Source organism: Burkholderia sp. THE68, from assembly GCF_009938265.1.
In the GTDB taxonomy this organism is placed as follows: domain Bacteria; phylum Pseudomonadota; class Gammaproteobacteria; order Burkholderiales; family Burkholderiaceae; genus Caballeronia.
Genome location: NZ_AP022319.1, coordinates 1,433,717 through 1,450,374, shown reverse-complemented (window position 1 = coordinate 1,450,374; position 16,658 = coordinate 1,433,717). Strand labels below are relative to the sequence as shown.

Sequence of the window (16,658 nt, the reverse complement as noted above, 5' to 3'; positions counted from 1 at the left end):
GTGCGGGACGCGCGTCAGATGAGCGCTTCCGCATGTGAATAGATCGGAAAGGTGCTGCACAGATCGCGCACGCGGGCGCGCACCGAGCGCTCCACGTGCGCGTCGCCATTCGGTTCGCGTTCGAGCGCGGCCAGTACGTCGAGAATCATTTCGCCGACCTGTTCGAACTGCGCGGCGCCGAAGCCGCGCGTGGTCGCGGCCGGCGTGCCGAGACGGATGCCCGAGGTCACCATCGGGCTTTCGGTATCGAACGGAATGCCGTTCTTGTTGCATGTGATGCCCGCGCGTTCCAGCGCCTTCTCCGCCTGCGTGCCGGTGAGACGCTTGCCGCGCAGATCGACGAGCAGCAGATGGTTGTCCGTGCCGCCCGTCACGAGGCTCAGGCCGCCGGCTTGCAGCACCTTGCCCAAGGCCTGCGCGTTGCGCAGCACGCGATCGATATACGCGCTGAACTCGGGCCGCAACGCTTCGCCGAACGCGACCGCCTTGCCGGCGATCACATGCATGAGCGGACCGCCTTGCAGGCCCGGGAATACCGCCGAGTCGATCTTTCTGGCGATCTCGCCGTTGTTGGTGAGGATGAAGCCGCCGCGCGGGCCGCGCAACGTCTTGTGCGTCGTGGACGTGACGACATCGGCGAACGGCACTGGATTCTGATGCCGCCCCGCCGCGACGATGCCCGCGATATGCGCCATGTCCACCATCAACAGCGCGCCGACGCTGTCCGCGATCTCGCGGAACGCCGCGAAATCGAGCGCACGCGGATACGCCGAATATCCGGCGATGATCAGCTTCGGGCGATGCTGCTCCGCGAGCCGCCGGACTTCGTCGTAATCGATGCGCAGCGTGTCCGGGTTCACGCCGTACTGCACCGCGTTGAACCATTTGCCCGACAGCGCCGGACGCGCACCGTGCGTGAGATGGCCGCCCGCATCGAGCGACATGCCCATCACGGTGTCGCCGGGCCTGAGCAGCGCGAGCATTACCGCGCCGTTCGCCTGCGCACCCGAATGCGGCTGCACGTTGGCGAACCCGGCGTCGAACAGCGCCTTCACGCGGTCGATCGCCAGCGCCTCGATGCGATCGACATGTTCGCAGCCGCCGTAGTAACGCTTCGACGGATAGCCTTCGGCGTACTTGTTCGTCAGCACGGTGCCCTGCGCTTCCATCACCGCCGACGACACGATATTTTCGGATGCAATCAGTTCGATCTGCGTTTGCTGACGGCGCAACTCCAACGCGATCTCCGATGCGATCACGGGATCGTGGCTCTGCAGGCTCTCGCCAAAGAAGCGCGAATACTCGTTCACGGGAAATACTCCGAAGGTGTCGTGCACTACAGCCTTACTGTTCGAGCCACGCCTTGACCTTGTCCGGATGCGCGTCGACGAACTTCTTCGCGGCCGTGGCGTAGTCGTTGGTCGAATTGCCTTCGAACTCGATGGCCTCGACATCCGCGAGCGTCAGCTTGAGATGCTTGAAGAAGACATCGGCGCGCGGGAACTTCTTCGCGAACTGTTTCGATGCGAACGCGTGAACCTGCTCTTCGCCGCCGAGCGTGCCCTTCGGGTCCTTCAGATAGCGCATCTGCCACTTCTGGAACAGCCAGTGCGGGCTCCACACCGTCGCGACGATCCACTGCTTCGAACCATACGCGCGCTGAACCGACGCGAGCATGCCGGCCTCGCTCGATGATTGCAGCTTGTAGCCCGACAGGTCGTAGGCCTTGATGGTCTTCTCCGACGCCTGCATGAGACCGCCGCCCGGCTCGATGCCCTGGATCACGCCGTTGAGCTGCTTCTGCACTTCGGGTTTCTTCAGGTCTTCTATCGACGAAAGCTGCGACTCGGGCACATACGCGGGCACCGCCCAGCCGTTCTTGCCGCCCGTGTAGATGATGCCGACGTCGTCGAGCGTGTCCTTGTAGCGCGCGACGTACTGACCGTGCGTCACCGGCAGCCAGCCGCCGACCATGATGTCCAGATCGCCGCGCGACACGCCCTGATACTGGATGCCGATATCCGCCTGAACGAACTGCACCGGCTGCTGAAGCTTGGTTTCGAGCACGTACTTCGCGACATTGGCGACCGCGAGCACATCGGCCCAGTTCGTGACCGCGATCTTGAGCGGCTCGGCGGACATCGCCGGACTCGCGCCGACCCCGAACGCCACGATGGCCGGCGTCACTATCTTGACTATCAATGATTTGATGAAGCTGTTTTTCATTTCGGACTCCGTATCTGACGATTCAGTATTGGGTGGTTTCGGGGATGTTTCTGTATCAGGTTTGCGCGGCCTTGCCCGGCGCGGCCGGCTTGACCGGCGTGGACACGACCTTCTTCTTTGCTTTCTTCGACTTCACGCCGAAACTCTCCGTCAGGCGATCGAGGATGATCGCGAGCAGCACCACGCCGAGTCCACCTTCGAAACCGATGCCGATATCGAGCCGCTGAATGCCGCTCAACACGTATTCGCCGAGCCCGCCCGCGCCGATCATCGAAGCGACCACCACCATCGACAGCGCCATCATGATGGTCTGGTTCACGCCTGCCATGATCGAAGGCAATGCATTGGGCAGTTGAATCTTCCAGAGCAGTTGCGCATCCGTGCTGCCGAACGAGCGGCCCGCTTCGAGCAATTCCTCACGCACCTGGCGGATGCCGAGCGTCGTCAGGCGCACTACCGGCGGCATCGAGAACACGATCGTGGCGATCACCGCGGGCACGCGGCCCAGACCGAACAGAATGACCGCCGGAATCAGATACACGAAGGCGGGCATGGTCTGCATGAAGTCGAGCAGCGAGCGCAGCACCACTTCCACACGCCGGTTGCGCGCGCCCCAGATGCCGAGCGGCACGCCGATCACGAGACTGAAGAAAGTCGCCGCGACGACGAGCGCGAGTGTCGAAACCGTCTGCGCCCACAGGCCCATGTAGTTGATCACCCAGAGCGCCGCGCCGACGAACACCGCGAACATCACACCCTTTCTCCACAGCGCGAGCGCCATCAGAAGCACGAGCATCACGATGAACGGCACCGCGCCCAGGCCGTCTTCGAGCACCTTGATGACCGCGCCGAGCGCGGCCGAGAATGCGTCGAAACCGCCGCGAAAATGCGAGAAAAGAAAGTTGACCGCGTCTTCCGCGAACTTTCCAAAGATCGATGAATTCATGCTGCTCTCCGCTCCATGACCTGCTTGAGAATCGTGCGGCAGGACACCACACCCGCGAGTCTGCCTTGCTCATCCGTGACCGGGACGTCGTGCTCCTGACCGAGTGCGATCGCCGCAAGCTGATGCAGATCGGCCGTGAGCGGAACCGCCGCGACGTCGCGCAGAAGCGCGTCGCTGATCGGCCGGCTGCCGCTCTTGTGCAGCGATGCGGGCGTCACGCAGCCCTGATAGCGGCCTGATTCATCGCAGACGTAGCCGCATTCGGCGCCGCTGTCGATCAGGCTGTTCAGATAGCGCTCGGACGGCGCGCTGGTATTGCACGCGATGAGACCGCGTTCCACCTTCGTCATCAGGCTCGATGCTTCGAGGAAGCGCGAGACATCGACATTGCGGAAGAAGTCGCGCACGTAGTCATCGGCGGGAGACTGGATGAGTTCGGCGGGCGTGCCGACCTGAATCAGGCGGCCGTCCTTCATGATGCCGATGCGCCCGCCGATCTTCACCGCTTCCTCGATATCGTGCGAAATGAAGACGATCGTGCGCTGCTCTTCCTTCTGAAGCCGCAGCAGTTCGTTCTGCATCTCGAAGCGGATCAGCGGATCGAGCGCGGAGAACGCTTCGTCCATCAGCAGCACCGAGGGATTGACCGCCAGCGCGCGAGCCAGCCCGACGCGCTGTTGCATGCCGCCCGACAGTTCGCTCGGCAGCAGCTTCTCGTACGATGCGAGGCCGACGCGCGTCAACGCGGCGCGCGCCACTTCATATCGATCAGCCTTCTTCTTGCCCGCGACTTCGAGGCCATAGGCAATGTTGTCGATGACGGATCGATTCGGCAGCAACGCGAACGACTGGAACACCATCGCCATTTTTTCGCGGCGCACGGCGCGCAGCTCGGGCATGCTCATCGGCGCGATGTCGCGGCCTTCGAGGATTACCTGGCCGGAGGTCGGCTCGATGAGGCGGTTGAGCAGGCGCACGAGCGTGGATTTGCCGGAGCCGGACAGGCCCATGATGACGAAGATCTCGCCGGCATTGACGGCCAGGCTGACATCGTCGACGGCGACCATGTTGCCGGTCTGCGCGAAGATTTCGTTGCGGCCGAGGCCCTGGTTCAAAAGCTCCTGTGCGCGCTCCGGCTTCGCGCCGAAGATCTTCGAAAGGTTCCTGACCGTGAGAATCTCGGTCTGGGACACCGCTACCGAGCGGGACGGCGATACGGTTCCAGACTGCGAGGAAGCCGGATTCGTGACGTCGTTCGGTGCGAGAGTCAGGTTGGGAATCATCGGGGCATTCACCTGGCAAGTTCGAAAAGGGATTTGTCGCTGCCGGAACATCCCGGCGTTCGTAGCGTTGAATGAAGCGTACCTGTCCAATTCCGATCACCCACCGACATTTTCTGAGCACTTTCCGATACTTCTGGTAATGCAAGCGCGCGGTGCAGCCGATGCTTAACAATGGCGCATCGCTGCGTTATCTCGGGAGCGGTATGACTGGCAAGGCTTTGCGGGCGAGGGGCTGGCGCGCGGATGGCATTCGTCGCGCGAGCTTACGGAAAGGACGCTAGGGAATGCCCCTAGATGGAGCCGGTTGGATAACTTTTTCTGTGGTAAACGCGCCGACGCCGCGCATTAAAGCGCGGCGTCGATTACATCGAATCGGCAAATGGATCAGCCGAAAGTGAAGCTATATGCCTGTGCGCCCGGATCGAGAAACTCGATCTCGAAGGTGCGATCAACCACGGCATCCGTCTGTCGCACGAGCTGATACAGACGCGCGTTCGTCACGACGCCGCTCCCATCGGCTGCAACATCGGCGCCGTGCGATGCGCCTGGCGCGGCGCCGTCGATCGTCACGCGAAAGCGCACCGGCTTGCCGTCCGCCGAAGGCGCGAGCACCAGATGCAGATCGCGCGCGTGAAAGCGATACGCGATGCGCGCCTGCGATGCGGCCGACACAGCCGCTTCCCCGCCGACGTTCCACTTCCCCGCGAGCGCCCAGTCGTTGAGCGCGAGTTGCGTCGGCAACGCGTAGGTTTCGGCGGCATCGTGCATCGCGCGCTGCGGCGACGCGAACCCTTGCGCCTGCCGATAGCCCACATAGGTTTCGCCCGAGCCGATGTTGGCCGCATCGGCCGCTGCCTGCGCGCCGCTGCCCTGCACCGCTTGCGCATCGCGCGCGGCGTTCGTCTTGCCGTTATCGGCGAGCAACTGGCGTATCGCGTCCTCCGCCTCACGATATCCGCCTTCACCGAAGTGATGAAATCGCACGCGCCCTTGCGCATCGACGATATAGAACGCCGGCCAATACTGATTGCCGAAGGCGCGCCAGATGCCGTAGTCGTTGTCGACCGCGACCGGGTAGCCGATATTCAGATTCGCCAGCGCGCGCTTCACGTTGCCGGTGTCGCGTTCGAAGCCGAACTCGGGCGTATGCACGCCGATCACGACAAGCCCGTCATCGCGGTAACGCTGCGCCCATGTCTTCAGATACGGCAAGGTGCGCAGGCAGTTGATGCATGAGTACGTCCAGAAGTTGACCACCACGACCTTGCCGCGCAATTCATCCGTGGACAGCGGCGCGGAGTTGAGCCATGTCGTCGCGCCATCGAGCGACGGCAGCCTGCCTTGCACCGGCAGCGCGGCAGGCAATGAGACCCGCATGATGCGCGCTCGCTGTTCAGGCTGCTTCGCCTTCAACGCGCCGACGAGCCTGCTTTCGATGCCGTTCGTCGGTGCGCCGGGAATGAGCGCGAGCAGACGCGTATCGAGACCCGTCGCGATGGCGGCTACGGTCAACAGCACGAGCGCGCCCATCGCGCGGCGCAGATGCTCGCCTACGCCGAGCGAACGCTTGAGGCCGTCGAGCGCGCGCCGGCCGAGGCTCGACGCTACCGCTAGCGAACTCGCCGCGCCCGTGGCATAGGCGAGAAGCGCCGCGGCCGTGTGCCAGTTCGCGCCATGCAGCGCCGCGCCCGTGAGGATCACGCCGAGGATCGGGCCCGCGCACGGCGCCCACAGAAGGCCCGTCGCCGCGCCCAGTAACGTCGACGAAGCGATGCGGCGCGTCGCACCCTGCGTCTCTGAACGCGCGACGATGCGGTCCGCGAGCGACGACAGCGGACGCGTGAGCCGCGCGGCCACCGATGGAAACAGCAGCGCCGCGCCGAAGACCGCGAGCGTCGCCAGCGCGATCCAGCGGCCGTACTGGCTCAGTTGCGCGGCGCCCGCGAGACCCGCGACACCGATGCCCGTGAGCAACGCGAACGTGCCCGCGAGACCGGCGAGGAGCGGCAGGCGGTCCGTGAGGAAAGGCTTGTCGGAGCGCGCGAACACGAACGGCACGACCGGCAGGATGCAGGGACTCAGCACGGTGAACACGCCGCCGAGAAATGCGATGACGATGAGTGACATGAGATCGGTCTTCCTTGAAGAGCGGTGGATGTCACGTATTTCAGCGCCCTCATGTATCGCGGAAATGTCGGAAACGGCGCGCCGTGCAAGGTCTTGTATCGCCCGCGTGGCCAGATACATGGCGATACAAACGGGACACGCGCGCGATACATCAGCGCGCTTCAATACGCTCCAATGTCAAACCGAAAGGAGAACCCGTCATGTTCGATCGTCTCAAGATCGCAGCCGTCGCCACTGCAATGGTCGCCTCGCTCGGCGCCGTCGCCGCACTCACCGCCTTTTCCTCGACCGGCGCGGCGGCCGGCGTGACCGCGACGCAGCAGAGCGGCGCGCAGGCGCCTGACTTCGCCGGCATCGACAACTGGTTCAACAGCGCACCGCTCGATCTCAAGCAGTTGCGCGGCAAGGTCGTGCTGGTGGATTTCTGGACCTTCGATTGCATCAACTGCGTGCATACGCTGCCGCACGTGAAGGACCTGTATGCGCGGTATCGCGACAAGGGGCTCGTCGTGGTCGGCGTGCATACGCCCGAATACACGTTCGAGCGCGATACCGGCAATCTGAAGAAAGCGATCGCGAAATATGGAATCGAATATCCGGTCGCGCAGGACAATCGATACGCAACGTGGAACGCATATAACAACCAGTATTGGCCCGCACTCTATCTGATCGATCAGAACGGCAAGATCGTCTACACGCACTTCGGCGAAGGGCAATATGCGCAGACCGAAGAAATGATTCGCGGGCTGCTCGGATTGAGCGGGAAACAGAGCTGACCGACCCGACTCATTCGCAGCTAATTTTGCGGCGGCATCATGCGCGTCAAACAACCGATTCGAAGGAGATGATCATGACGCCGATCGCCATCATTCAAGGCACGCCGACCTGGGTCTGGCTGCTGCTCGCGTTCCTGGCTTATCGCGGATTCAAGGCGACCCGGGCCAGCACCACGCCGTTGTCGAAACTCGCGATCATCCCGCTGATTTTCGCGGGCATGGGCATTGCACATTTGTTCTCGGCGCCGCTCGCAGGCTTGGACGCGGTCGCTGCATGGATCATCGGGATGGGCGCGGGCATCGCGGGCGGCGTCTTCACGGCGACCCGCACGCGCTTCATCGTCGATCCGATCGCGCGCACCGTGATGCTGCCGGGCTCGTTCCTGCCGCTGGTGCTGATCGCCGCCACGTTCATCGCGAAGTTCTGGCTCGGCTTCGAACTGGCGACGGTGACGAATCTGTCGGCGCTCGCGATGTACGTGACGATCGATGCGGCCGTGTCCGGCATCGTCGCGGGCATGTTCGCCGGACGCTTCTTCACGTACTGGAAGACGCTGCACACGTTGCGTGCGTCGTGGGCGTGAAGCGGAATGCCGTCACACTTGTTACTCCCGTCGATCCATTTTCAGGTGCAGACTGATTCGAGGCAAACAACGCGGAGGTTGAAGGCCATGACATCATCAGACGAAAAAGGAACGACGGGCGCGCAGAGTGAAATGCGTACACCGGCGGTTGTATCGAAGGACGAATGGGAAGCGGCGCGCGACGCGTTGCTCGTGAAGGAAAAGGCCCACACCCGTGCACGCGACGCGCTCGCCGCCGAGCGTCGCCGCATGCCGTGGATGGCCGTGAAGACAGACTATCAGTTCGAAGGCCCCGACGGCAGGATTGGCTTCCTCGATCTCTTCGAAGGCAGGCGTCAACTGATCGTCTATCGCGCGTTCTATGAGCCGGGCGTGTTCGGCTGGCCCGAACATGCGTGCCGTGGCTGCTCGATGGTCGCCGATCAGGTCGCGCATGTCGCGCACCTCAACGCACGCGACACGACGCTCGTGTTCGTATCGCGCGGACCGCAGCAGGACATCGCACGCCTGAAAGCGCGCATGGGATGGGACATTCCGTGGTTCACGCTCACGGACGGCTTCGATGCCGACTTCGGCGTCGACGAATGGCACGGCACGAACGTGTTCTTCCGCGATGGCGACCGCGTGTTCCGCACGTACTTCCTCAACAATCGCGGCGACGAGCAGATGGGCAATACGTGGAATTATCTGGACATCACGCCGCTCGGCCGACAGGAACTGTGGGAAGACTCGCCTGAAGGTTATCCGCAGACGCCCACGTACAAGTGGTGGAACTGGCACGACAGCTACGTAGCCGATGCGCCGCCGGACAAGAAGTGGGTCGAGATCTCCACCGCCGGCGAAGCGGCGTTCCGGGAAGAGAGTGCGAAAAAGAAATCGTGAGGCCGCTCATCGCTGTTGCGTGAACGTCAGCCATTCGCCGACGATCGCTTCCGGCGCGTCCTCCTGCATCAGATGCCCCGATCCGGGCACACGCGTGAAGCGCGCGCCCGGAATCAGCGACGCCAGTTCGACGCCGCGTTCGACCGGTATCCATTCGTCATCCTCGCCCCAGAGAATCGACACGGGACACGTCAGTGTGCCGTAGCGCGACTGCACCTCATCCGTATAGCGCTGATCCATCTGCGCGATCTGTCGATAGAACGCCGCCTGGCCCTGCTCACCCGTCCAGGGGCGCGTATAGATGCGCAGCGTGTCTTCCGCCAGGCGCCGATGCGCCGCGCCTTGCAGATACGCATCGAGCATGGCCTGATGCATATACGGCGGCACGCCCGCGAACGCGGCTTCATGCTGCCGGACATGACGCACGAACGGCGAACCCCAGGGCGCGACGGCGACTGGATCGACGAGCATCAAAGAACGATAGGCGCAGCCGTTCAGCAGCGCCGCCCTGAGCGATGTCGCGCCGCCGAAGTCGTGCGCGAGCACGTCGGGCAGCGCGCCGTTCCAGTCGCGGCTCCAGTGGCCGATCAACGCCGCGAGCACGCGATTCTGCACGCCGAGCGACACATCCTGTCCCTCGCGCATGGCCGATTCGCCATAGCCCAGCAGATCGAAATAATGCACACGCCTCGACCGCGCGACGATCGGTGCGATGCGCCGCCATACCTGCGATGAAAACGGCGTGCCGTGCACCAGCACGAGCGGCGCGCCTTCACCCATCACGCCGAAGCGCACCGGTTGACCTTCGAAATCGAAAACGTGATCGAGGGGCAATGCATGTTTCGTTTCACTCATGGCGGATCCCTTGAATGGCGAATGATGAGGATACGCCGCGCTTGACCATCGCGCCGCGCTCTCTTATATTCCTGATTAGCTATATAACCGATCAGCCATCGAAACGCATGCGCGAAGACGACTTGAATCAGGTATTCGCGGCGCTCGCCGATCCCACGCGGCGCGCCATCGTCGCGCGGCTCGCGAGCGGCGAAGCCACCGTGAACGAACTGGCCGAGCCGTTCGAGATGACACAACCGTCTATCTCGAAGCATCTCAAGGTGCTGGAGCGCGCAGGGTTGATCTCGCGTTCGCGCGCCGCGCAGACGCGTCCCTGCCGTCTTGAACCGGCTGCGCTCAGTGAAGTCGCGAATTGGGTCGACGCGTATCGGTCGCTGTGGGAAACGAGCTTCGACCGCCTCGACGCGTTTCTGAAGACCACCGCGAAGATAAAGCCTAAAGGAAGAAAACATGCCGCAAAGTAACGACACGGCCGCCGCCAGCGTGGCCTTCGAGATGAACCGCGTATTCGATGCGCCGCGCGAACGCGTCTGGCAAGCGTGGAGCGAAGCGGATCAGATCTCGCGCTGGTGGGGTCCGAAAGGCTGCACGCTGGCGCTGCGTCGCTTCGAGTTCCGTCCCGGCGGCTTCTTTCATTACGCGATGCAGTTCGCCGGCGCGCCTGCGATGTGGGGCCGCTTCAACTATCGCGAGATCGTGGAGCGTGAGCGCATCGTGTGGCTGAACTCGTTCGCCAACGAAAACTGCGGCATCGCGCGCGCGCCGTTCAGCGAGGTATGCCCGCTGGAGATCGAGAACTTCGTGACGTTCAGCGATCGGGACGGTAAAACCCTGGTCGCGCTGCGCGCCACGCCTTTTGGCGCGAGTGCGGAAGAACAGCGCTATTTCGATGCATTGCGGCCATCGCTCGAACAGGGTTACGGCGGCACGCTCGATCAACTCGCCGACTTCCTGCGCGGCCCGTGAAGGCCGCGCGGCCTCGCCTCAACGCAGGTTCGTGCGGGCAAGCTCGACGATTTCATCGCCACGCCCGCTCAGGATCGCGCGCAACATGTAGAGGCTGAAGCCCTTCGCCTGCGATAGCTCGATGGTCGGCGGCATCGCGAGTTCGTGCTTCGACGTGACGACATCCACGACCGCCGGCCCCTTGTGCGCGAACGCTTCCCGCAGCGCGTTCTCGAGTTGCTCTGACTCTTCCACGCGCACCGACCAGATGCCCGCGCCCTTCGCGATCTGCGAGAAGTCGGTCTTGCTCAGATCGACATTGGTGTCGAGATAGCCGCCCGCCTTCAGTTCCATCGACACGAAGCCGAGCAGGCTGTTGTTGAACACGACGACCTTGATCGGCAAGTCGAGTTGCACGGCGGAGAGAAGATCGCCGAGCATCATCGACAACCCGCCGTCGCCGGATAGCGACACCACTTGCCGTTGCGGTTGCGCCGCCTGCGCGCCGAGCGCCTGCGGCATCGCGTTGGCCATCGAGCCGTGATTGAACGAGCCATGCAACTGGCGCTTGCCGTTCATCGTCAGATAGCGTGCCGCCCAGAGCGTCGGCGTGCCGACGTCCACGGTGAAGATCGCATCGTCCGCCGCGATTTCATCGACGAGCTTCGTCAGGTATTGCGGATGAATCGGACGGCCCGGCGCCGAAGGCGTCGCGAGCTCGTCGAGATCCTTGCGCGCAGTGGCGTAGTGCTTGAGCGCGTTCTCGAGGAAGCGGCGTTCGTCCTTGCGTTGAAGCTTCGGCAGCAGCGCGGCCAGCGTCTCCTTAATTGTGCCGATGAGCCCCATCTCCAGCGGCGCGCGGCGGCCCAGTTGCGAGCCGCGCCAGTCGATCTGCACGATCTTCGCCTGCGGCGGATAGAACGGGCGATACGGAAAATCGCAGCCGAGCAAGAGCAATGTGTCGCACGACATCATCGCGTGATAGCCCGAACTGAAGCCGATGAGCCCGGTCATGCCGACATCGAACGGATTGTCGTACTCGATGAACTGCTTGCCGCGCAGCGCATGCACGACCGGCGCGCCGAGCGTATCGGCGAGCGCCACCACCTCGTCGTGCGAGCCGGCCACGCCGCTGCCGCACATGATCGTCACCGCTTCGCAGCCGTTCAGGAGCGCCGCGAGCCTTTCGAGATTGGCATCCGACGGCACGATCGCGCCCGGAGCGCTCGCTGTCCAGCGCGGCGCCTCGCTCGGGCCTTCGCTCAACGCGATATCTCCCGGCAGCACGATCACCGCGACGCCGCGCTGATCGATCGCCGCGCGCATCGCGCGTTCCAGCACGCGCGGGAACTGCGATGCGTTCGTCACCAGTTCCACGAAGTGACTGCACTCCCTGAACAATTCCTGCGGATGCGTTTCCTGGAAATAGCCGAGTCCGATCTCCGTCGATGGAATATGCGCGGCAATCGCGAGCACCGGCTGATGATTGCGATGGCAATCGTAGAGGCCATTGATCAGGTGGAGATTGCCCGGCCCGCAACTGCCCGCACACACGGCGAGCTTGCCTGTCGCGGCGGCGTCCGCACCGGCCGCGAAGGCGGCGGCTTCTTCGTGGCGCGTATGCATCCAGCGGATCGAGCCGACACGCTCGAGGCTGAATGCGAGGCCGTTCAGGCTGTCGCCCGTGACGCCCCAGATACGTTCCACGCCCGCTGCGGCGAGTGTCTTCGCCAGATAATCGGCATTCGTATTCTTGGCCATGATGCTTCCTGTGGTAAGGGGGCAGTCCAATGAATGACGGATCGCGTGCGACCGAGCACAGCGCCGCGCGCCCGTGATGGCTCAATGCATGCAGGATTCAAAATGCAGAGGGAAGTGTACGCCGGAGCAATGCGGGCTGTCTTGAACCCTGCTGAAGCCGCATGGACACGGCGGTGCGGAAGTTTTCGCGCATGGCGTTGCGCCATGCGCTCGAGGCATTTTTAATACATTATTCCGGGCGGAATCAGGCGCCCTTTCGCACGCCGTCCGGCAAATCACGCCCGTGATACTTCTTGTAGATCGTGTTCAGATTGCCGTTCTTCATGTTCGTGCCGACCCAGTTGTTCACCCATTCCTTCAGGCGCGGCTGATCCTTGTTCATCGCGATGCCGAGATCGAAGGTCTTCTGCTCGAACTTCATTTCGATGTTGCGTTGCGGCGCGCGATCCTGCATTTCCTTCAGGTTCGAAGGCGTACTCGAAAAGATGTCGACCTGGCCCGTGACCATCGACGTGATGAGCGTCGCGTCGTCCTCGTAGCGCTGGATCTGCGCGCCCTTCGCCTGCTGGGTCGTGAGCGTGTCGTTCACCGTCGCGCGCGTGAGGCCGATGGTCTTGCCGTCGAGGTCCGCGTAACCCTTCACGCTGGCCGACTTCACGCCGCCGACGATGATCGAGATCACCGCATACGGGTTCGAGAAATCCACCACTTTCGCGCGTTCGGGCGTGACCGACAGCGAGGAAATCACGAGGTCCGCGCGCTTCGCCTGCAGCGTCGGAATGCGCGCGGCATTGGTGATCTGCACGAGTTCGAGCTTCACACCGAGATCCTTCGCGAGCGCAGTGGCCGTATCGACGTCCGATCCGGCCGGCTTCAGATTCTGGTCCGCATAGCTGAAGAGCGGCGTGCCGATCGCGATCGCGACGCGCACGACACCGGCTTTCTTGATGTCGTCGAGTTCATCGGCCATCGCGCTGTGGATTGCGCCTGCCATCATCAGGGTTGCGAGTGCCGCGCGTGCAATGATTGTCTTCGCTTTCAAGTCGAGTCTCCGTCGTTATCCGTGTTGATGTTGATGCTGCATGAATGTGATGCGGGATTTTCAAAGCCCGTTATCGAGGAATGCGCGCAATTCGGGCGTGCGTGGTGCATCGAGCATGCTGCCGTCGCCCACTTCCCACACCTTGCCCTGATGCATGTAGATGATGCGATCGGCCACGCGCTTGGCGAAGGCCATCTCGTGCGTCACGAGCAGCATCGTCATGCCGTCGGCCGCGAGGTCTTCCATCACGCGCAGCACTTCGCCCGTCAGTTGCGGATCGAGCGCCGAGGTCACTTCGTCGAACAGCATCACCTTCGGCGACATCGCCAGTGAGCGCGCAATGGCCACGCGCTGCTGCTGTCCGCCCGACAACTGTTCGGGATAGGCATCGGCTTTCTGTCCGAGACCGACCTGCTCCAGCACGTTCATCGCGATGCGCCGCGCTTCGTCGCGCGACATCTTCTTCACGTGGCGCAGCGCGAGCATGATGTTCTCCTCCACCGTCAGATGCGGAAAGAGGTTATAGCTCTGAAACACGATGCCGACTTCACGGCGCAACAGATGCAGATCGACCTTCGGATCGTCGACGCGAATGCCGCACACTTCGATCTGGCCCTGGTCGATGGTTTCCAGACGATCGATGCATCGCAAAGCCGTGCTTTTGCCCGAACCGCTCGCGCCGATCACGGCGATCATCTCGCCCTTCTCGATCTCGAAGGACACGCCCTTGAGCACGTGATTCGAGCCGAAGCTCTTGTGAATATCGCCGACCTTAACGATTGCTGACATTGAGCTTGTTCTCCATCGATTGGCTCCAGCGCGAAAGCGGATAGCACAGTACGAAATAGAAAGCGCCGACCAGTCCGAAGATGAGGAACGGCTGGAAGATCGAGTTATTGATGATCTGGCCCGCGCGCGTCAGTTCGACGAAGCCGATCACCGAAGCGAGCGACGTCATCTTGATGAGCTGCACGAGAAAGCCGACCGTCGGCGGCAACGCGAGACGCATCGCCTGCGGGATGATCACGAGGCGCAACGTCTGCCAGCGCGTGAGCGACAGGCACTCCGATGCTTCCCATTGCGGCTTCGGCATCGCTTCGATGCAGCCGCGCCAGATGTCGCCGAGATAAGCGCTCGAATACACCATCAGCGCAAGGCCGGCCGCGACGAGCGCGGGCACCTGATAGCCATATACCGACAGGCCGAAGTACACGATGAAGAGCAGGATCAGCAGCGGAATGCCCTGAATCGCCTCGATATAGACGAGCGCGGCGCGCGAGAGCCACACGCGCGGCGAGATGCGCGCGAGCATCACGCAGAAACCACCGATGCCGCCGAGCGCGAACGCGAGCACGGAAAGCACCAGCGTCCAGCCGATCGATTGCACCAGATAGATCAGGTGCGCCGACGTGAATCCGCCGCTCATGCCGCACCTCCCGGAATCACGGTATCGACGCGTTGCGGATCGGGCGGCGTCTTGCCCGCGCGCTTCGCTGCAAGACGAATCGCGCGGCGGCGCTTGAAGAGATGCTCTCCCACGGCCCACGCAATGAGCTTGATGATCAGCGACAGCACGAGATACAGCGCGGCGACCACGATGTAGGTTTCGAGCGAGCGGAACGTGTCGGACTGCACGGTGTTGGCGACGGCGGTGAGCTCCTCCGCCGATATCTGCGATGCGATCGCGGAGGCCTGCATCATCAGCAGAAACTGGCTCGTCAATGCGGGATACACCTTTTCGATCGACGGCTGCAACATCACATGCCAGCCGATGCGCCACTTCGGCAGCCCGAGACACTCAGCGGCTTCGATCTGGCCACGCGGCACGGACTCGAGCCCCGCGCGAATGATCTCGGCCGCGTATGCGCCGATGTTGATCGTCATCGCGAGCGCGGCGGCCGCGAAGGTCGGCATGCGCAAGCCGACGCTCGCGAGACCGAAGTACAGCAGAAAGATCTGCACGAGGAACGGCGTGTTGCGCACGGCCTCGATATAGATGATGCAGATGCGCGTGATCACCGGCAGCTTCGCTCGCTTGGCGAACGCGACCAGCATGCCGAGGATCAGCCCGAAGAACACGGCCACGCAGGTCATCTTGAGCGTGAGCCATGCGCCTAGCAGGAAGGTCGGCCAGTACGGCCATAGCGGCGAGAAATCGAGAGAAAACATGACGGCGAATGTCCCTGTGAGGTCTGGGCGCGGCTTTCATTGCGACCCGCGCTGGATGTATGACGACATACCATGAATGCCGTGATACTGCATGCTGCATGCATTAAACCGGGTCGAACGGGCCTGTCGTCGTGAACGTGCCGCCTTGCAATACGGCTACCGCGTCAGTGGGCGCGGGCGGCGGCGTCGCTTCGATCTTTGCGCGGAACGGCTCGGACGAGTCGTGCGGCACGAAGCCGAGATGCGCGGCGCAGCGGTTGTCCCACCATGTGTGTGCATTGGCAGACATGCCGAAAACGATCGTGTGTCCGACCTCCGGCGTGAACAGGCTGCGGCGCAGCAGATCGTGGAAATCGTCGTAGCTCATCCAGCTCGCCATCATGCGGCGGTCCTTCGGCTCCGGAAACACGGAACCGATGCGGATGCTCACCGTCTCGATGCCGTACCGGTCGAAGTACATCTGCGCCATGTCTTCACCGAACGATTTGGACAGGCCGTAGTAGCCATCGGGACGCTTGCGCGCGGTGGCATCGATTCGTTCGTCCTGCCGATAGAAACCCGTGACGTGATTCGAGCTCGCGAACACGATGCGCTTCACGCCTTGCCTGCGCGCCGCTTCGTAGAGATTGAACACGCCCTTGATGTTGGCTTCGAGAATCTCCTCGAACGGACGCTCCACCGAAACGCCGCCGAGATGGATGATCGCGTCGCAATCCTTCGCGAGCGCATCGACGGCCTGCCGGTCGGACAGATCGCAAGCGATGATCTCCTCGTGAGCCGCGGCGTCGCTGCTCAGCACACCGGGCAAGTCGGAAATGCGGATGCGCTGAGCGAATTCAGCGACGCGATGCCGGATCGCCTGACCGATTCCGCCCGCGGCGCCGGTCAGCAGCAAGCGGTCGAATTGCGCGACGTAGTCCGTTGAGGGCGTGCCGTTTTGTTGTTCCATCGAGTTGTGTCTCCAGCGAGATCGGCTAGGGATTACCCTGCACGCGTCTTCTTGTACGTTGTCATATCACTGCATGACGCATATCATCATTTACCGACCGATTTGTCAATGTG

The 16,658-nt window shown here is 62.8% G+C and carries 17 protein-coding genes; 5 read left to right on the top strand and 12 right to left on the bottom strand.

Annotation, left to right across the window (positions count from 1 at the left end):
- Nucleotides 1-14: 14 nt before the first annotated feature.
- The 5 genes from glyA to BTHE68_RS35050 form a co-directional block, all read right to left on the bottom strand.
- Nucleotides 15-1,310, bottom strand: coding sequence for a serine hydroxymethyltransferase (gene glyA, locus BTHE68_RS35070; RefSeq protein ID WP_162070834.1), 1,296 nt, complete (start codon nt 1,308-1,310; stop codon nt 15-17).
- Nucleotides 1,311-1,344: 34 nt separating this feature from the next.
- Nucleotides 1,345-2,226, bottom strand: coding sequence for a glycine betaine ABC transporter substrate-binding protein (locus BTHE68_RS35065; RefSeq protein WP_061178099.1), 882 nt, complete (start codon nt 2,224-2,226; stop codon nt 1,345-1,347).
- Nucleotides 2,227-2,281: 55 nt separating this feature from the next.
- Nucleotides 2,282-3,172 carry an ABC transporter permease gene (locus BTHE68_RS35060; RefSeq protein WP_162070833.1) on the bottom strand — a complete coding sequence of 297 codons (891 nt, stop codon included), beginning with the start codon at nt 3,170-3,172 and terminating at the stop codon, nt 2,282-2,284.
- A complete protein-coding gene (locus BTHE68_RS35055; RefSeq protein WP_162070832.1) occupies nt 3,169-4,455 on the bottom strand; it encodes a quaternary amine ABC transporter ATP-binding protein in 1,287 nt (428 codons plus the stop codon). The genes BTHE68_RS35060 and BTHE68_RS35055 overlap by 4 nt, the downstream gene beginning before the upstream one ends.
- 384 nt (nt 4,456-4,839) lie before the next feature.
- Entirely contained in the window at nt 4,840-6,582 is a 1,743-nt protein-coding gene (locus BTHE68_RS35050; RefSeq protein WP_162070831.1) for a cytochrome c biogenesis protein DipZ, read from the bottom strand.
- Nucleotides 6,583-6,782: 200 nt separating this feature from the next.
- Between BTHE68_RS35050 and BTHE68_RS35045 the strand changes: the two genes are divergently transcribed.
- The 3 genes from BTHE68_RS35045 to BTHE68_RS35035 all read left to right on the top strand — a co-directional run bounded on the left by BTHE68_RS35045 (nt 6,783) and on the right by BTHE68_RS35035 (nt 8,824).
- On the top strand, nt 6,783-7,358 hold the full coding sequence (locus BTHE68_RS35045) for a thioredoxin family protein (protein ID WP_162070830.1): 576 nt from the start codon (nt 6,783-6,785) through the stop codon (nt 7,356-7,358).
- A gap of 74 nt (nt 7,359-7,432) precedes the next feature.
- Nucleotides 7,433-7,942: a DUF6622 family protein gene (locus tag BTHE68_RS35040; RefSeq protein ID WP_162070829.1), complete on the top strand. Its 510-nt coding sequence runs from the start codon at nt 7,433-7,435 to the stop codon at nt 7,940-7,942.
- An 87-nt stretch (nt 7,943-8,029) separates the two neighbouring features.
- Nucleotides 8,030-8,824 carry a DUF899 domain-containing protein gene (locus BTHE68_RS35035; RefSeq protein ID WP_162070828.1) on the top strand — a complete coding sequence of 265 codons (795 nt, stop codon included), beginning with the start codon at nt 8,030-8,032 and terminating at the stop codon, nt 8,822-8,824.
- 6 nt (nt 8,825-8,830) lie between these two features.
- Here the strand turns inward: BTHE68_RS35035 and BTHE68_RS35030 are convergent, their stop codons facing one another.
- On the bottom strand, nt 8,831-9,679 hold the full coding sequence (locus BTHE68_RS35030; RefSeq protein ID WP_162070827.1) for an alpha/beta fold hydrolase: 849 nt from the start codon (nt 9,677-9,679) through the stop codon (nt 8,831-8,833).
- A 107-nt stretch (nt 9,680-9,786) separates the two neighbouring features.
- Between BTHE68_RS35030 and BTHE68_RS35025 the strand changes: the two genes are divergently transcribed.
- Together BTHE68_RS35025 and BTHE68_RS35020 are read left to right on the top strand one after the other, a co-directional pair.
- Complete coding sequence (locus BTHE68_RS35025; protein WP_162070826.1) at nt 9,787-10,143, top strand: ArsR/SmtB family transcription factor; 357 nt, start codon at nt 9,787-9,789, stop codon at nt 10,141-10,143.
- Complete coding sequence (locus BTHE68_RS35020; protein WP_162070825.1) at nt 10,130-10,645, top strand: SRPBCC family protein; 516 nt, start codon at nt 10,130-10,132, stop codon at nt 10,643-10,645. Before BTHE68_RS35025 ends, BTHE68_RS35020 begins: the two co-directional genes overlap by 14 nt.
- A gap of 18 nt (nt 10,646-10,663) precedes the next feature.
- Here the strand turns inward: BTHE68_RS35020 and poxB are convergent, their stop codons facing one another.
- The 6 genes from poxB to BTHE68_RS34990 form a co-directional block, all read right to left on the bottom strand.
- The gene (gene poxB / locus BTHE68_RS35015) at nt 10,664-12,385 is read right to left on the bottom strand and encodes a ubiquinone-dependent pyruvate dehydrogenase (protein WP_162070824.1); all 1,722 of its coding nucleotides are present in this window, start codon (nt 12,383-12,385) and stop codon (nt 10,664-10,666) included.
- Between the two features lie 244 nt (nt 12,386-12,629).
- Nucleotides 12,630-13,427, bottom strand: a complete 798-nt coding sequence (locus tag BTHE68_RS35010; protein WP_162070823.1) for a transporter substrate-binding domain-containing protein — start codon at nt 13,425-13,427, stop codon at nt 12,630-12,632.
- 60 nt (nt 13,428-13,487) lie between these two features.
- Complete coding sequence (locus BTHE68_RS35005; protein WP_162070822.1) at nt 13,488-14,216, bottom strand: amino acid ABC transporter ATP-binding protein; 729 nt, start codon at nt 14,214-14,216, stop codon at nt 13,488-13,490.
- Nucleotides 14,200-14,853 carry an amino acid ABC transporter permease gene (locus tag BTHE68_RS35000; protein WP_061178110.1) on the bottom strand — a complete coding sequence of 218 codons (654 nt, stop codon included), beginning with the start codon at nt 14,851-14,853 and terminating at the stop codon, nt 14,200-14,202. Before BTHE68_RS35000 ends, BTHE68_RS35005 begins: the two co-directional genes overlap by 17 nt.
- Nucleotides 14,850-15,596 carry an amino acid ABC transporter permease gene (locus tag BTHE68_RS34995; protein WP_162070821.1) on the bottom strand — a complete coding sequence of 249 codons (747 nt, stop codon included), beginning with the start codon at nt 15,594-15,596 and terminating at the stop codon, nt 14,850-14,852. Before BTHE68_RS34995 ends, BTHE68_RS35000 begins: the two co-directional genes overlap by 4 nt.
- Before the next feature lie 103 nt (nt 15,597-15,699).
- On the bottom strand, nt 15,700-16,545 hold the full coding sequence (locus tag BTHE68_RS34990; protein WP_162070820.1) for an NAD-dependent epimerase/dehydratase family protein: 846 nt from the start codon (nt 16,543-16,545) through the stop codon (nt 15,700-15,702).
- Nucleotides 16,546-16,658 lie beyond the last annotated feature (113 nt).

Excerpts from the sequence above, each read along its gene's own strand:
- poxB (WP_162070824.1), bottom strand. The coding sequence starts at position 12,385 with ATGGCCAAGAATACGAATGCCGATTATCTGGCGAAGACACTCGCCGCA.
- BTHE68_RS35005 (WP_162070822.1), bottom strand. The coding sequence starts at position 14,216 with ATGTCAGCAATCGTTAAGGTCGGCGATATTCACAAGAGCTTCGGCTCG.
- BTHE68_RS35065 (WP_061178099.1), bottom strand. The coding sequence starts at position 2,226 with ATGAAAAACAGCTTCATCAAATCATTGATAGTCAAGATAGTGACGCCG.
- BTHE68_RS35055 (WP_162070832.1), bottom strand. The coding sequence starts at position 4,455 with ATGATTCCCAACCTGACTCTCGCACCGAACGACGTCACGAATCCGGCT.
- BTHE68_RS35040 (WP_162070829.1), top strand. The coding sequence starts at position 7,433 with ATGACGCCGATCGCCATCATTCAAGGCACGCCGACCTGGGTCTGGCTG.
- BTHE68_RS35045 (WP_162070830.1), top strand. The coding sequence starts at position 6,783 with ATGTTCGATCGTCTCAAGATCGCAGCCGTCGCCACTGCAATGGTCGCC.
- BTHE68_RS35050 (WP_162070831.1), bottom strand. The coding sequence starts at position 6,582 with ATGTCACTCATCGTCATCGCATTTCTCGGCGGCGTGTTCACCGTGCTG.
- BTHE68_RS35030 (WP_162070827.1), bottom strand. The coding sequence starts at position 9,679 with ATGAGTGAAACGAAACATGCATTGCCCCTCGATCACGTTTTCGATTTC.
- BTHE68_RS35060 (WP_162070833.1), bottom strand. The coding sequence starts at position 3,172 with ATGAATTCATCGATCTTTGGAAAGTTCGCGGAAGACGCGGTCAACTTT.
- BTHE68_RS34990 (WP_162070820.1), bottom strand. The coding sequence starts at position 16,545 with ATGGAACAACAAAACGGCACGCCCTCAACGGACTACGTCGCGCAATTC.
- BTHE68_RS35020 (WP_162070825.1), top strand. The coding sequence starts at position 10,130 with ATGCCGCAAAGTAACGACACGGCCGCCGCCAGCGTGGCCTTCGAGATG.
- BTHE68_RS35025 (WP_162070826.1), top strand. The coding sequence starts at position 9,787 with ATGCGCGAAGACGACTTGAATCAGGTATTCGCGGCGCTCGCCGATCCC.
- BTHE68_RS34995 (WP_162070821.1), bottom strand. The coding sequence starts at position 15,596 with ATGTTTTCTCTCGATTTCTCGCCGCTATGGCCGTACTGGCCGACCTTC.
- BTHE68_RS35035 (WP_162070828.1), top strand. The coding sequence starts at position 8,030 with ATGACATCATCAGACGAAAAAGGAACGACGGGCGCGCAGAGTGAAATG.
- BTHE68_RS35000 (WP_061178110.1), bottom strand. The coding sequence starts at position 14,853 with ATGAGCGGCGGATTCACGTCGGCGCACCTGATCTATCTGGTGCAATCG.